Below are 15303 nucleotides of genomic sequence, written 5' to 3'. Positions count from 1 at the left end.
GGCGGAGCCCCTTGGCGGGGTCTGGGGCGGAGCCCCAGGAACAAGGGACGGGTAGGGGCGGAGGGGGCGAAGAAAGCCTCGGCTCAGCCCATGGCGGCTCGCGGACTACCCTTGAGGGTCGATCGTCCCCCTTGTCAGGAGAGAAATGGCCGTCAACCTGGTCAATGTGGAGTCCGTCAGCAAGGTGTACGGCACACGTGCACTGCTCGACGGAGTCTCCCTCGGCGTCAGCGAGGGCGACCGCATCGGCGTGGTCGGCCGCAACGGCGACGGGAAGACGACCCTCATCCGGATGATCGCCAAGCTGGAGGAGGCGGACACCGGGCGGGTCACGCACTCCGGCGGGCTGACCCTCGGCGTACTGACGCAGCACGACTCCCTCGACCCCGAGGCCACCGTCCGGCACGAGGTCATCCGGGACATGGCCGACCACGAGTGGGCGGGCAACGCCAAGATCAGGGACGTACTGACGGGCCTGTTCGGCGGCCTCGACCTGCCCGGTTTCCCGCAGGGACTCGACACCGTCATCGGCCCGCTGTCAGGTGGCGAGCGCCGCCGCATCGCCCTGGCGAAGCTGCTCATCGAGGACCAGGACCTGGTCATCCTCGACGAGCCGACCAACCATCTGGACGTGGAGGGCATCTCCTGGCTCGCCCGGCACCTGAGCGAGCGCCGCTCGGCCCTCGTCTGCGTCACCCACGACCGCTGGTTCCTCGACCAGGTCTGCACACGCATGTGGGACGTGCAGAAGGGCGACGTGTACGAGTACGAGGGCGGCTACTCGGACTACGTCTTCGCGCGCGCCGAGCGTGAGCGCATCGCCGCCACGGAGGAAGTGAAGCGGCAGAACCTGGTGCGCAAGGAGCTGGCCTGGCTGCGGCGCGGCGCCCCCGCCCGTACGTCCAAGCCGCGCTTCCGCGTCGAGGCCGCCAACGAACTGATCGCGGACGTGCCGCCGCCGCGGGACAGCTCCGAGCTGATGAAGTTCGCCAGCTCCCGGCTCGGCAGGACCGTCTTCGACCTCAAGGACGTCACCGTCCAGGCCGGTCCCAAGGTGCTGCTCAAGCACCTGACCTGGCACCTCGGCCCCGGCGACCGGGTGGGCCTCGTCGGTGTCAACGGAGCCGGCAAGACCTCGCTCCTGAAGGCCATGGCCGAGGCCGCCCGCAGCGACGGCGAGAAGCAGCCCGTCGCCGGACAGATCATCACCGGCAAGACCGTCAAGCTCGCCTACCTCTCCCAGGAAGTCGCCGAACTCGACCCCACCTGGCGGGTGTTGCAGGCCGTCCAGGCCGTCCGCGACCGGGTCGACCTCGGCAAGGGGCGCGAGCTGACCGCGGGGCAGCTCTGCGAGACGTTCGGCTTCAACAAGGACAAGCAGTGGACGCCCGTCGGGGACCTCTCCGGTGGTGAGCGGCGGCGGCTTCAGCTGCTGCGCCTGCTGATGGACGAGCCCAACGTCCTCTTCCTCGACGAGCCCACCAACGACCTCGACATCGAGACCCTCACCCAGCTGGAGGACCTGCTCGACGGGTGGCCCGGTTCGATGATCGTGATCTCCCACGACCGGTTCTTCATCGAGCGGACGACGGACAACGTGTTCGCGCTGCTCGGCGACGCCACGCTGCGGATGCTGCCGCGCGGGATCGACGAGTACCTGGAGCGCCGCAGGAAGATGGAGGAGGTCGCGGCCGCCGCCGTGCTCGCCGCCGTGCCGGCGACCACCACCAAGGCCGCCTCCTCCGCGGACGCCCGCGCCGCCAAGAAGGAGCTTCAGAAGATCGAGCGCCAGTTGGACAAGGTCTCCGACAAGGAGACCAAGCTGCACGCCCAAATCGCCGACAACGCCACGGACTTCGCGAAGGTCGCCAAACTCGACGCCGAGCTGCGGGAGTTGGTGGGCGAGCGCGAGGAGCTGGAGATGCGCTGGCTGGAGCTGGCGGAGGACGCTTAGGTCGGGGCGGGTGCGCGTAACACCAGCGGGCGCGGAGGACGCGTAAGCCGGGGCGCGTGCGCCGTGCACGCCGGGCGGGCGCAATTCGCTTGCCGCGCACGGTAGTTGCCCGCGCCCCGCGCGTGCCTCACGACACCCGCGCGTGTTGCCCCCGCGAGGGTGCCGCGCGCAGGGCGTGAAGGCCCCGTGAAGGCGCGTAACGAGGGCATCACGGGCCGGTCCTCCCTTGGGAACAGGGGGAGCACCGGCCCGGTGTCATGGGCCGTCACAGTGATAGAAAGAGCCGTCTGAGAAAAGTCTGAGAACCACCGGGTATGGCGGGAATCCAGCGCCGCCGGTGGGGCGCCACATCAGTGAAGAGGGGGACGCGCTGATGAGTCAGCCGCCGAGTCAGCCGCCGCAGGGCGGCTTCGGAGCACCGCAGGACCAGCCGGGGGAAGGTGGTTTCGGCGCGCCGCAGGATCCGCGGGCGCAGGGCGGTTTCGGCGCGCCCCCGAACACGCCGCCAGGTACCCCTCCGGGCCCGCCGCAAGGCGCTTCGCAAGGCGCTCCGCCGCCCCCCGCGCAACCCCCGCACGCCCCCGCGCCCGCGCAGACTCCGCCGCCCCCCGGCGCACCCCAGCCCGGCTACGGCTACCCCCAACAGCCCGGCCCCTACGGCCAACCGGGCCCGTACGGCCAGCCGCCGCAGCAGCCGGGACCCTACGGCCAGCCGCAGCAGCCGGGCCCGTACGGACAGCCAGGCCCCTACGGCCAGCACCCCGGCTACGGCTATCCGCCCCAGGCGCAGTACCCGGGCGCACCGGGCACCCCGCCCCCCGGCGGTTCCAAGAACCCCTTCCGCGGCAAGCCCGCGGTGATCATCGGCGCCGCGGTGGCCGCGCTGCTCGTCATCGGCGGCACCGTGTTCGCCGTCAGCAGCAGCGGCGGTGACGACGGCAAGAAGCCGGTCGCGGACAAGAGTGCCGACGACGGCAAGGCCACCGGCTCCGGCGACCCGGTCAACCCGGGTGACGGCAGCGGCGACGGCGGCGAGGACCCCGAGAACCTCAACGAGGGCCGGCAGGCCGGTGAGGCGAAGGTGCTCTGGTACAAGGAGGCGCCCGACGCCCCCGGTTCCGGCGCCGACGCTCCTGGCCTGTGGATCACCGACAAGGTCGCGGTGAAGGCGGCGTACAAGCAGCTCTTCGCGTACAACGTCGGTGACGGGCAGCCCGCTTGGGACGCGCTCGCGTTCCCGCAGAAGATCTGCGCGGTCACCCCGCAGAAGACGTCCGACGAGAAGATCGTCGTCGCCTACATGAGCGGTGCGAGCGACAGCGCCAAGTGCAACCAGCTCCAGGAGATCGACCTCGCCACCGGTGCGAAGGGCTGGACCGCGAAGGTCGCCGACGGCGCGCTCTTCGACAGTGCGCTGTCCATCGAGCTCTCCCTCGTCGGCGACACCCTGATGGTGGGCCGTTCGATGTCGGGCACCGCGTACGACGCCGCCACCGGCAAGAAGCTGTGGGACAAGGAGAAGTACGGGCAGGCCTGCTACCCCTCCGCGTTCACCGGCGGCACCAAGCTGCTCTCCGTCGCCTCCTGCGGCGCCGGCAACGACAACGAGCACGACGAGGTGCAGGAGCTCGACCCGAAGACCGGCAAGGTCAAGTGGACCAAGACGATCCCCAAGGGCTGGACGGTCGCGCGCACTTACTCCGTCGACCCCGTCGTCCTCTACCTCACCAATGAGGAGAAGGACCAGTGGAACGTCTCCACGCTGAAGAACGACGGCACGCTCCGTTCCCAGGTCGACGTCGACGAGTCCTTCGCGCCGGAGTGCGGCTGGGCCATCCTCGCCCGTGACCTCCAGGGCTGTGCGGGTACGGCCGCCGACGCCAACACCCTCTACCTGCCGACCGAGGCGACGACCGGACCCAACGAGATCGTCGCGATCAGCCTGGACACCGGCAAGGAGAAGTGGCGCGTCAAGTCCCCGGCGGAGGAGTCGATGCTGCCGCTGAGGATGGACGGCACGAATCTCCTCGCGTACGTCCAGCCGTCGTACGACGGCGGTGGCCAGGTCGTGTCGATCCCGACGACCGGCAGCAGCCACAAGGCCACGAAGCTGCTGCAGAACCCGGCGGGCACCGCGGACATCGAGAACGGCTTCTACTCGAAGACGGTCGACTACGTGGACGGGCGCTTCTACATCTCCACCACCCGCCTGACGGGCACGGGCGAGGAGAAGGAGAAGCTGATGCTGGCGTTCGGCGAGTGACCGGCCTCGACCTCAGCTCTCAGATCTCCCCGCCCACCTCCTCCTTCGTCCCCACTCCCGAGGTACACACGTCATGACCCAGCCGCCGCCCCCGCCGCCCCCGAACCAGCCCCCGCAGGGCGGCTTCGGCGCGCCCCAGGACCCGCCCCCGGGTGGTTTCGGCGCACCGCAGGACCCGCCTCCGGGTGGTTTCGGCGCGCCGCAGAGCACGCCCCCGGGAGGCTTCGGCGCCCCGACGCCCCCGCCGCCGCCCGCGCAGGGCCCTGGGTACGGCTACCCGCAGGCGGCCCCGCCCACCCCGCCGCAGCAGTCGTACGGCTATCCGCAGAACCCGCCCCCGGCGGGCCAGCCGGGGCCCGGCTACGGCTACCCGGGCCAGCAGCAGCCGCCGTACGGCTACCCGCAGCAGCAGCCTCCCTACGCGCCGCAGCCCCAAGGCGGAGGCGGCGGGGGGAAGTTCAACAGCTCGGTGGTCATCATCGTGGCGGCCGTGGTGGCCGTCGCGCTGATCGTCGGCGGCGGTGTCTGGTACGCGAACTCCTCCGGCACGGACGGCGGGGACGACAGCAAGAACAACTCCTCGGACACCACCGGCGGCACCGGCGGCAAGGACGACACGGGCGAGGACAGCTCGGGCGGCACCGGCCTGGAGAAGGCTCCGGCCGACCCGGCCGCCAAGGTCCTCTTCCAGGTGCCCGCGCCGGAGGTCAAGGACGACCAGATCGACAGCGTCGTGGGCTCCTGGCTCACCGACTCGGTGTACGCCAAGAGCGGCGTCAACGAGATCGTGGGCTACGACCCGGACACCGGCAGTGAGAAGTGGACGCTCCCGCTGTCCGGCCAGACCTGCGCGGGCTCGCGGGAGGTCACCGCGGACGGGATCGCCGCCGTGGTCACCGAGGGGGCCAAGCGCAACAGCGAGGGCGATCACCAGGACTGCACGCAGGTCACCGCCTTCGACGTGAGTACCGGCAAGCAGCTCTGGACGAAGACCGCGGCGATCAGCGGCCGGAAGGCGGCGTTCGAGGAAGTCACCATCTCCGGCACCACCGTCGCGGTCGGCGGCGGCTACGACGGCGGAGCCGCCTTCGAGGTGAAGTCCGGCAAGGCGCTGTGGCAGCCGAAGGTCGACACGTGCGCGGACGTCGGCTACGCGGGCGGGGAACAGCTGGTCGCGGTCCGCAAGTGCGGTGACTACGGCAGTGAGACGTACGAGGTTCAGCTGCTCGACCCGAAGTCGGGCAGCGTGAAGTGGACCTACAAGCTGCCCAGCGGCATCGACAACGCCAAGGTGATCTCCACCAAGCCCGTCGTCTTCGGTGTGGACTCCGCCGACATCACGGCCTCCGGTGCCTCGGACGTCTTCTCGCTGGACGACAACGGAAAGCTGCGGGTCAAGATCACGCTGGAGGACGGCAAGTACGACCACGACTGCGGTGTCGGAGAGGTGTACGCCTGCAAGGCGATCGTGGTGGGCAACGACAAGCTCTACGTTCCGACCAGGCAGCACGACGGCTCCGGCGAGTACGGCCTGACCAACGAGATCATCTCCTTTTCGCTGGCCACCGGTAAGACCACCGGCGACAAGATCGACGCGGGCGACGGCAACGAGATCTTCCCGTTCCGCATGGACGGCGGCAACGTCCTTGTGTACAAGGACGGTTCGACCGACGTCGGCCCGCAGGTCATCTCCGTGGACGGCGAGTCGCTGAAGCAGACGACGATGCTGGAGACCCCGGCCGGCGACAGCGTGCTGAGCGCGATCAGCGGAATGGTCCCCAAGAGCTCCGAGCTGCTGTTCACCGGCGGTCGCCTCTTCATGGGCAAGGACCTGATCAGCAAGCCGTACTCGGCGGACGAGAAGGAGTACACGGCGCTCGGGTTCGGCACCCGGTAGGCGGCGGACCCGGCCGCGTCGGTCTGAACCTCTCATCACTCCCGAATGCGAGGAATTTCGGTAATCCGGGGCACTTCTCTCCAGTAGGGGAAGCGCAACGTCGAACAAGCGTGTAGCTTCCGGGTGATGGAGAGCCGGGGGGCTCCTAATCCACGGGGAACCAGTGGGGATGCTTGGGGGAACTGGGGGGTTGCTCGATGGGAGTGCGGCTCATGGTGGTCGACGACCACCGACTGCTCGCCGAGGCCTTGGCTTCGGCGTTGAAGTTGCGCGGGCACCGGGTGCTGGCCGCGGCCGCGCCCGCCGCGGGGGCGGCGGAGCTGGTGATCACACGGGCACCCGAGGTGTGCCTGATCGGTACGGCGACGCCCGCCGAGCCGGGAATCTTCGACCCGGTGGTGAGGATCAAGAAGGAGCGCCCGCAGGTGGCGGTCCTGGTACTGGGCCCGGTCCCGAACCCGCGCGGCATCGCCGCCGCGTTCGCGGCCGGCGCCTCCGGATACGTACGCCACGACGAACGCATAGAGGGCGTCGAGCGCGCGATCATGAAGGCGAGAGCGGGGGAGGCGGCCGTCGCCCCGCAGTTGCTCCAGGGCGCCTTCAGCGAACTGCTCAATCCGGCGGCACAGCCCGACGACGAGGGTCAGCGGCTGCTCCAGATGCTGACGCCGAGGGAGGTCGAGGTCCTGGTGCGGGTCGCGGACGGTGAGGACACGCGGCTCATCGCGGCCGGCATGGGGATCGCACCGTCCACGGCACGGACCCATGTCCAGCGGGTGCTGATGAAGCTGGGGGTGGGCTCACGCCTGGAGGCGGCGGCGCTGGCGGCCCGTACGGGGTTGCTGGACCGGGCGGGGCCGGTGACGCTGTCGTCCGTCGACGTCCCGCACCCGCAGGATCCGAGGCATACGCCGTAGCCGCGCGGTAGCGGTAGCGGTAACCACGCCGGGGCGTGGCCGGACGATACGTCCGGCCCTCCCCGGCGCTCGTGGTGGGCGGCCCCGGGCCGCCCTAGTCGATGGGCGTGAAGAGCAGATTCCGCGTGCCCTTCGGCCGGGGCTCGGTCGACGGAACGAGCGCCCCGTCGGCTTCGGCGATCCAGTTGCACTCGTAGCCGAGCGGGCCGAACTCATCGAGGAGCGGGTCCAGCGGCGCGTTGACCAGCGCCTCCAGGATCACGTTCGGCCGGTCGCGCTTCAGTACCTGCCGGGCGCCCTTCAGGACCGACATCTCGTGTCCCTCGACGTCGATCTTGATGAGGTCCAGCTTGGTGTCGGCGAACAGTTCGTCGAGGGTCAGCAGCTGGATGCGCTTCAGTTCGGCGCCGTCGGGGACCTGCTCCAGGGACGAGCCCGTCGACAGGAGGTTCGCCGAGAAGCGGACGCTGATGTCGGCCCAACCGGCCTCGCTGGATATGCCCGCCTGGTAACGCTTCACGTTTTGGGCGCCGTTCGACCGTACGTTCACCGCGAGGCGGGCGTGAACCTGGTCCACCGGCTCGAACGAGTGCACCTTCGCGGCGGGGTTGGCGAGCGCCGCGATCATCGAGAAGTACCCGACGTGCGCACCGACGTCGGCGATCGTCGCGCTCTGCTCGGCCAGCCGTGCCCAGGTGCCGAGCGTGCCGGGCTCGTAGCCGAAATGCCCGTTCCACAGCGTTTCGAGGGCGACCGCGTCATCGTTCACACAGAACATGACGAACGGCGGACAGTACGGAGAGTCGATCTCGACGTAGCCGCGGTACGGGTACTTCTTGCGGTGAGTACGGATGATCTCGCCCGCAGCGACCGGCCGGACGGTGGTGGAGTGGGCCAACGTACGGGCGTTGGCTTCTTCGAGCTCGGAGAGGCGCATTACGCGATCGTAGAGCTGTGGCCATGGCCTGTCGCCTGCTTGGGGAATCCCAGTGGATGAACGTAAACGGTCGTCCCGGTGGCGAGTTCGGAAACGGTTCGCAGCTCCCGACTTCATGCAGCGGAGGAGTTGGGCGAGACGAGCGGGCCCGGAAGGAATGTTCCTTCCGGGCCCGTTGGAACTGGTGGATCAGCGGATCGCCATGCCGAAGGCCTTGCCGGTGAGGGGCATGCCGCCCAGGCCGGGCTGGTACGTCGTCACCGTTCCGACCGTGCCGCCCGTCAAGTTCGACCACGGCAGGCCGTGGACGGCGCCGCGTTCGGCCGGGCCGTGCGGCATGCCGATCCACAGGTGCGTGCCGGTGGCGTTGAGGTATTTGCCCACGAACTGCGATGCGCCCGGGGTGCCGGGCAGACCGGTCGCATTGCCGGCCTCCGCCCAGTGGTCGGTGTCGCCGGGCGCGCCCAGGAGCGAGAAGGTCTGCACGATGCCCGCGTCTGCGACCGTGCCGATGTCCTTACCCGGTACACCGACCGCCAGCAGCATGGTCGAGGCCGTGCCGGTCGCGTTCGGCGCCGTGTTCGCGGCGGCTACCTGCGTGCCGAAACCGTCACCGGTCGCGGAGCCCCCGTTCACGCCCGCGGTTCCCTGGTGGATGCTGGCCAGCTCGGTGACCGCGCCCGCCGCGCCGACCCGGACCGTGGTCACCAACCCAGCCTGCGGGAAGGAGTTCGTGCCGACCCACAGGGTCTCTCCGGGCGCACCGATCGCGAGGACCGAGTCGGTCGCCGTGGCGGCGCCGGAAGGGCGGTGGGCGACCATCGAGAGCGACGAGCCGAACAGGTCGCCGGCCTCGCCCGCGTCGCTGACGCCGGTGCTGTCCTGGGTGATGCTTTCCACCGGGTGGGGAATGCCGCTGCCGTCCCAGGCCATCTCGTGCACGAAGACTGCCGCCAAGCCGACGTCGGCGTTGGTGCCGACCGTCTCGCCCGGGGCGCCGATCGCGATGTGGTTCGGCGAGCCCGCGACCGAGGCGCCGAACTGGTCGCCGGCGCTGATGGAGCCCGTCACGCCGTCCGAGTCCAGGTGGATCGAGACGCTGGAGAATCCGCGCAGGTAGTAGGCGAGTCCCGCGTCCACATGACCCTTGAGGTTCTTGCCGGGTACGCCGATGAGCAGGTACGGCTGACCGATGGCGGTCTGACCGGCGGCCAGCGAGCTGCCCATCCGGTCGTCCGTCTCGGACGGCCGCGCCAGCATGTCGCCCGTGCCGGTGCTGCCCTGCTGGAGGTTGAGCGCGGGCTTGTCCTGGCCCACTCCGTTCGGGGAGCCGTAGAGGATGGTCACCCAGCCGGTGTCCGTCTCCACGACGAGGTCCTCCAGGGGGGTGCCGACCACCAGGTCGGTGCAGCCGTCCTCGTCGTAGTCGACCACGGCAAGCGCGGTGCCGAATTCGTCGCCCGCCTCGGCACCGCCCGGCACGTAGCTGAGGTCCTGGGTGAGGGTTTCGTTGCCCTTGCCCGCGCCGTAGACGACCTTGACCAGGCCGGCTTGCGCCAGGCCGGCCACGGAGGCCTTGGGGTCACCGGCCGCCACGTCCTCGACGCCGTCGCAGTTGAAGTCGGTCACGCGGGTCGCGCCGACCTTGTCGGCGACCCAGGCGACCAGGTCGTCGGTGCGGGAGGAGAGGGCGCCGGTGCGTGTTTCCTTCTCGTTGTAGCAACCACCCTGCCAGGAGCGGCTGTTGACGCCTACGAGCTGGGTGGTGCCGCCTGTCTCGCGAAGCAGTGGGCCGCCGGTGTCGCCCTTGCAGAGGGCTGCGTCCACTCCGGTGGCGGCGATGTCGTCGGCCCCCACCGAGTCCACGGTGAACGCGGCGGTGTGCTGCGTGCCGGGCACCCATTCGGTCTTGGTGCGGCCGAACCCGGTGGCTTTGAGCTGCTCTCCGGCGGTGGCGGGGGTGGCCGACAGGGTGACCGGGGTGATCCCGGTGAGAGGGCGGGCGAGGCGGGCCAGCACGACGTCACGGCCGGCGCGTGGCACCAGTTCCACGACCGCGCCGGTCTGCCCGGCGACCCTGGCGGTGGTCTTGAGCGCGGGTTTGCCCGCGGCGACGGTGGCGGTCTCGGGGTCGGTGGCGAAGCAGCTCGCGGCGGTGAGGATCCACTGCGGGTCCACGAGGGATCCGGTGCAGGAGCGGGCGCTCTCGTCGGCGCCGATGGCCAGGTCGGCGGTGAAGGCGTAGCTGTCGGCGGGGGCGGCGTCGCCGGAAACGGCGTTGGCCGGGGCGGTGACCAGGGCACTCGCGGCGACGGCGGCCAGCAGGGCGGCGGTCGTGGCGCGTCTGGGACGTACGGAGTTCACGTTTCTCGCTTCCTTGACGGTGGGCGCGGCCGGGTCAGCCGGTGACGCGGATCTCGACAAGGACGGATCGGGCGCCGCCGAGGACGCCTTCGCCCACGCTTTCGAAGTCGTCCACGGGGACGTCGACGGTGGTGGTGGCGCCGTTCGCGGTGAGGTCGGCGCTGATGGGGTGGGTGCCGGTCTCCAGGCCGAAGACGCGGGGCAGTTCGAGGGTGAGGTATCCGGTGGTGGCGGTGGCCTGGAAGCAGTACTCGCCCTTACGGCCGACCGAGTCGTCGCGGATCGTGTAGACGGTGATCTGGTCGGGCACGGTGTCGCACTCCACGAGCAGGACGTGTCCGTCGCCCCGCTTCAGCTGGATGCCCTCGGTCGTGAGGATGTCGGCGGCGCCGGGGTAGTTGTAGTCCTCCACCGCGACGGGCGGGACGTCTGCCGCAGCCTGCGCGGCGGAGTCGTCGGCGATGGCAAGCGGAATTCCGAATACCGCGGCGAGGGCGCAGATAACTCCGGAAATCAGGAATCTTCGAGTGCGGATGGTCACCGCACACTCCTTTCGGGCACGGCGGGTCGAATAACCCAAGGCCGTCGCCTGATAAGTAACGAAAACGTAAAGTCGGTCTGCAGAATAGTCGTCCGTTTTGTCGATCGTCAAGCGAATTCTTGCCGCGCAGAGAGTCGGCGAACTATCCACTATCTACCAGTAATTGACGAACTTTCACCTGCTCATCTGTGTAGTTCGGCAAGGTCTGGTGGGGCCTATTCGCGGATGCCCGCACCGAAAGTCGGATTGATGGGCAGAATGGGGAGGAAAGGTAAAGTGTGGCTCATTCTGCTTGATCAACCCAGTGGCTGGGATATTTGTTTCGACGTAAAATCGCGAGCGTTATACGCGCGTCGCGGATATTCAGCGAACGGCGGTGTGTGTTGCCGATGGCGGAGAAAGGTTCCTGATGAATCGAAGAACGAACGGGTCGGGTCTGGCAGGGAGGGCTTCGGGCGTGATACGCGCGATGGCACTGGGCCTGTTGCCCCTGGTCCTTGCCGCGGGCCTGTTGGGGTCCTCGCCCGTCGCGGCTGAGGAACTCCCCGCGGACAGTGCGGAGATCGCCGCGCTGGCGGCGGTTACACCGACGAACCGCGGCCGGGTCGTGGATCTGTGGAAATCCAAGGGCCCCGGTGTCAAGGCAGCCGCCGAGGCCGCGCTGACCGGCAGCGACGCGGACGTGGTGGCCTTTCTGACGGCAGTGGACGGCATCGCTTTCCAGGACAACCGTGTGTCCGCCGCCCAACTCGCCTCCGTGGGCGGCACGCAGCTGATCGGGGCCGCCCGTACGGCGCTTGCCGGTTCCGCGACCGACCTGCGGCTGTTCCTCCAGTCGGGCTGGCAGGCTCCGATGGAGCAGGACGACCGGGTCCGGGTTGCCCAGATCATCGACGCGGGTGGGCCCGTCGTGCAGGACGCCGGGCGGGCCGCGTTGAACGGTACGGCGGAGGATGTCCGGGCGTTTCTGACGGAGGGGCAGTACGTCCAGCGTGAGCAGGACGAGCGGGTGCAGCTCGTTCAGGTCATCAGTGTGGGTGGCACGAATGTGCGGGCGGCCGGGCGGCTCGCGTTGAACGGAAGTGCAGAGGACATCCGGGAGTTCCTGGAGGTCGGTCAGTTCGTGGCTCTGGCGAAGGACCAGGAGCACGCGACCGTCGCGCAGCTCGCCGAGCAGGCGAAGGAGGCGGGTCGGCAGGCCGCGAAGGAGACCGCGGCGGCCAAGACCGAGTCGGCCAAGGCGGTGCAGGCCTCGCAGCTGGCGAAGGAAGCGGCGCTGCTGGCGGCGTCCGAGGCGGAGGCCGCCAAGGATGACACCGCGAAGGCGGCGAGTGCGGCCAAGCGTGCTGCCACGGCGGCGTCTCAGGCCGCCGCGGCGGCGCAGCGGGCGATCGAGGCTTCCAACGCCGCGAACAACTCGGCGCGTGTCGCGGCCAACGCGGCTTCTCAGGCGGCCGCGGCTGCGGCCGGTGCTTCCCAGGCGGCGTCGCGGGCTCGCAGTGCGGCCGCCGATGCCGCGGTGGACGCGGGCAACGCGGATGCCGCGCGGCAGGCTGCCGAGAACGCCGAGAAGGCTGCCGATGGTGCCGACCTCGCCGCCGACGCGGCCGACCAGGCAGCCGTAGCGGCCGATGCGGCCGGGGATGCCGCCCACTCGGCGGCGGGCGCGGGCGCCAATGCCACACTCGCCGCCAACGCGGCGGTGGAAGCCGGCAACTACGCCGGCCAGTCCAGCGCGGCCGCAGCCCAGGCACGGGCCGCCGCGGCGACCGCCAAGCGGCATGCCGATGAGGCCAACCGTGCCGCGTCCGCCGCTGAAGCGCTGGCCCGTAAGGCGGCCACCGCGGCCCGCGAGGCGCGGGACGCCGCCAGATCGGCGGCCACACACGCCAACAACGCCGCCGCCGCCGCGAGGGACGCGGCCGAACACGCGGGTGACGCCGCGCAGGCGGCGACCCGGTCCACGGCGCACGCCAACGCCGCGACCGAGGCCGCGAACGCGGCGTCCGCGGCTGTGGTCAAGGCTCAGCAGATCTTCACGCTCGCCCGCGAGGTGGAGACCGAGGAGCTGCTCGGCCGCACCAACGCCGGCATCGAGCTCGCCAAGGACTACAAGGCGGCGGACGAGGCCCAGACCGCCGCACAGGCCGAGCTGGAGAAGGCGGCCACCGACCGGGACACGGAGCGGGACCGGCTGATGGTGGAGGCCGCCAAGCCGGAAGCCGATCTCGCGGCCGTTGCGGATCAGGGTCGTGACCTCGCCGTGCTGACGATGAAGGACGGGACGGCGTGGGGCCGTGCCGCGGCCGAGGCCGCGCTCGGCGGTCCCGACGAGGTCGTGATCGACTACCTGCGCAACGGCTGGCGGACCGCCGCGGAGCAGGAAGACCGTTCCTACGTCGAGCGCCTTGCCGAGGAGAGCGAGGTCGGCGCGGTACGTGACGCGGCCGAGGCAGCCCTCGACGGCGATGCCGCCGCGATCACCGCGTTCATAGTCAACGGCCAGTACCAGGCCGCCGCCGAGAGCATGCGTGTCGCCATCGCCCAGACCCTCGACGGTGCCGGTCCGGTCCTCACCGACGCCGGCCGCGCGGCCCTGGCCACCGGGGACCCGAAGAAGTACAGCGTGTTCCTCCTGACCACCCAGCACACCGCGCGGACCCAGGACGAGCGGGTCAGGGCTGCGCAGCTGATCGACTCAGGCAGTCCGGAGGTGAAGTCTGCGGCCCGGGTCGCGCTGGAGGGCTCGCCGCAGACGCTGCACGCCTTCATCGTCTCGGGCCAGTTCAAGGCCCAGCGCAAGGACCATCTCACCGCCACCCACGTGGCCGAGGTCCAGAAGATGATCGCGGACGCGGCCAAGATCGCGGCCACCGCGCAGCAGAACGCCGCGACCGCCCAGAAGGTGGCGGCCACTGCTCGCAAGGCGGCCGCAGAGGCCACTGAGTGGGCGAAGAAGGCCAACGACTCCGCGGCTCAGGCCCAGGACTATGCCGATGAGGCCACCCAGTACGCCAAGGACGCCGAGGCGTCGGCGGCAAGCGCCGCGGCGTCCGCCAAGACGGCCCGTGCCGCGGCGAACAGCGCGGATGTCGCCGCCTCGGATGCCGCCCGGTCGGCAGCCGATGCCACGCTCTCCTCGGAATCGGCGCAGGCGTCCGCGTCCAACGCGGCGTACTACGCCGCCGAGGCGAGGCAGTCGGCGATCGCGGCTGGCAAGGACGCGGACGCCGCGCTCAAGGCGGCCACGGATGCCTTCACCATCGCGGTGACGAAGTACCGGGAGGAGGAAGAGGCGCGGCGCAAGGCCGCCGTCGAGGCCAAGGAGAAGGCGAAGAACGACGAAGGGGCCCGCGCCCGCGCGCTCTACCGGTGCGGTCAGGGAATTGTTCCCTGCGAGCCGGAAGAGTTCGCCCGCTGGTGCCAGCAGAGCGAGATCTACTGCGGCATCCTGGCCCATGGCGAGGAGTTCGGCGACGCCATGGAGGACCTGTGGAACCTTGAGAAGGAGCTCCTGGGCCTCGGCGAGTTCGAAGCCTGCCTTCAGAAGAAGGACTTCGAGCACTGCAGCGGCCTCGCGGTGGACGCCCTCATCGGCGCCAAGCTGAAGACGCTGGACAGGATCTACGACGAACTCAAGCTGCTGAAGCGCGGCTGCACCAACTGCTTCCCGGCCGGCACCAAGGTCCTCATGGGAGACGGCTCCAGCAAGAACATCGAGGATGTCCACCCGGGTGACCAGGTGCTGGCCACCGACCCGGTCTCCGGGCGGACAGCCGTCAGCGAGGTGACCCGGCAGATCGTCACCGAGGACGACAAGAGCTTCAACGAGCTGACGATCGCCACCCGCGCCGGTCCCGAGAAGCTCACCGCGACGCACGAGCACCCGTTCTGGAGCCCGTCGCAGAACAATTGGATCGACGCGGGCGCCCTCACCCCGGGCATGTCCCTCCTGAGCAACGACAAGTCCACGCTCCAGGTACAGGACAACCGCTCCTTCACACAACGGCAGACCACCTACAACCTCACCGTCGCGGACCTTCACACCTTCTACGTGCTGGCGGGCCCGACCCCGGTCCTCGTCCACAACTCGGTGTGCGACCCGCTCTTCGAGGGAGAGGGGTTCCAGCACGCTCTCCAGAACCACGTGATCGGCAGTCCGGGCGCCTCGTTGGACAAGACCGTGTTCTCGGGCTACATGGATGCGGACGAGATCGGTGACCTGATCATCGAAGCGGTACGGACCACGACGGGCAGGCCCAACACGGTTGACCCCGCGACCGGTCTGCCCCGGGACGGACTCATCCACACGCTGGAGTTCGACTTCCCGGTCGGCACCACCCAGGGGAGCAATCCGGACCTGCTCTACTTCGTAGAGGTGATCGTCAACCCGAACGGATCGATCCGCACCGCGTATCCGAAGTAGGAAG

The 15303-nt window shown here is 69.8% G+C and carries 8 protein-coding genes; 5 read left to right on the top strand and 3 right to left on the bottom strand.

The features are described 5' to 3' along the window. The first annotated feature begins 145 nt into the window (after positions 1 to 145). From OG219_RS20300 to OG219_RS20285, 4 genes are all read left to right on the top strand, one after another. Complete coding sequence (locus tag OG219_RS20300) at positions 146 to 1954, top strand: ABC-F family ATP-binding cassette domain-containing protein (RefSeq protein WP_266828433.1); 1809 nt, start codon at positions 146 to 148, stop codon at positions 1952 to 1954. A gap of 373 nt (positions 1955 to 2327) precedes the next feature. Next, positions 2328 to 4217: a PQQ-binding-like beta-propeller repeat protein gene (locus OG219_RS20295; protein ID WP_266828431.1), complete on the top strand. Its 1890-nt coding sequence runs from the start codon at positions 2328 to 2330 to the stop codon at positions 4215 to 4217. Between the two features lie 73 nt (positions 4218 to 4290). Further along, positions 4291 to 6114 carry a PQQ-binding-like beta-propeller repeat protein gene (locus OG219_RS20290; RefSeq protein WP_266828429.1) on the top strand — a complete coding sequence of 608 codons (1824 nt, stop codon included), beginning with the start codon at positions 4291 to 4293 and terminating at the stop codon, positions 6112 to 6114. Between the two features lie 197 nt (positions 6115 to 6311). After that, entirely contained in the window at positions 6312 to 7031 is a 720-nt protein-coding gene (locus OG219_RS20285; RefSeq protein ID WP_266828427.1) for a response regulator transcription factor, read from the top strand. Positions 7032 to 7125: 94 nt separating this feature from the next. On the opposite strand, the gene OG219_RS20280 is transcribed toward OG219_RS20285, so the two are convergent. The 3 genes from OG219_RS20280 to OG219_RS20270 form a co-directional block, all read right to left on the bottom strand. Continuing rightward, positions 7126 to 7968, bottom strand: a complete 843-nt coding sequence (locus OG219_RS20280; RefSeq protein WP_266828425.1) for an FkbM family methyltransferase — start codon at positions 7966 to 7968, stop codon at positions 7126 to 7128. Between the two features lie 189 nt (positions 7969 to 8157). Continuing rightward, on the bottom strand, positions 8158 to 10332 hold the full coding sequence (locus OG219_RS20275; RefSeq protein ID WP_266828423.1) for a trypsin-like serine protease: 2175 nt from the start codon (positions 10330 to 10332) through the stop codon (positions 8158 to 8160). A 34-nt stretch (positions 10333 to 10366) separates the two neighbouring features. Further along, entirely contained in the window at positions 10367 to 10873 is a 507-nt protein-coding gene (locus OG219_RS20270; RefSeq protein ID WP_266828421.1) for a hypothetical protein, read from the bottom strand. Between the two features lie 457 nt (positions 10874 to 11330). Between OG219_RS20270 and OG219_RS20265 the strand changes: the two genes are divergently transcribed. After that, positions 11331 to 15299 carry a polymorphic toxin-type HINT domain-containing protein gene (locus OG219_RS20265; RefSeq protein ID WP_266828419.1) on the top strand — a complete coding sequence of 1323 codons (3969 nt, stop codon included), beginning with the start codon at positions 11331 to 11333 and terminating at the stop codon, positions 15297 to 15299. Positions 15300 to 15303: the final 4 nt, after the last annotated feature.

Source organism: Streptomyces sp. NBC_00038 (assembly GCF_026343635.1).
In the GTDB taxonomy this organism is placed as follows: Bacteria; Actinomycetota; Actinomycetes; order Streptomycetales; family Streptomycetaceae; genus Streptomyces.
This window is presented reverse-complemented; position numbering and strand designations above follow the sequence as displayed.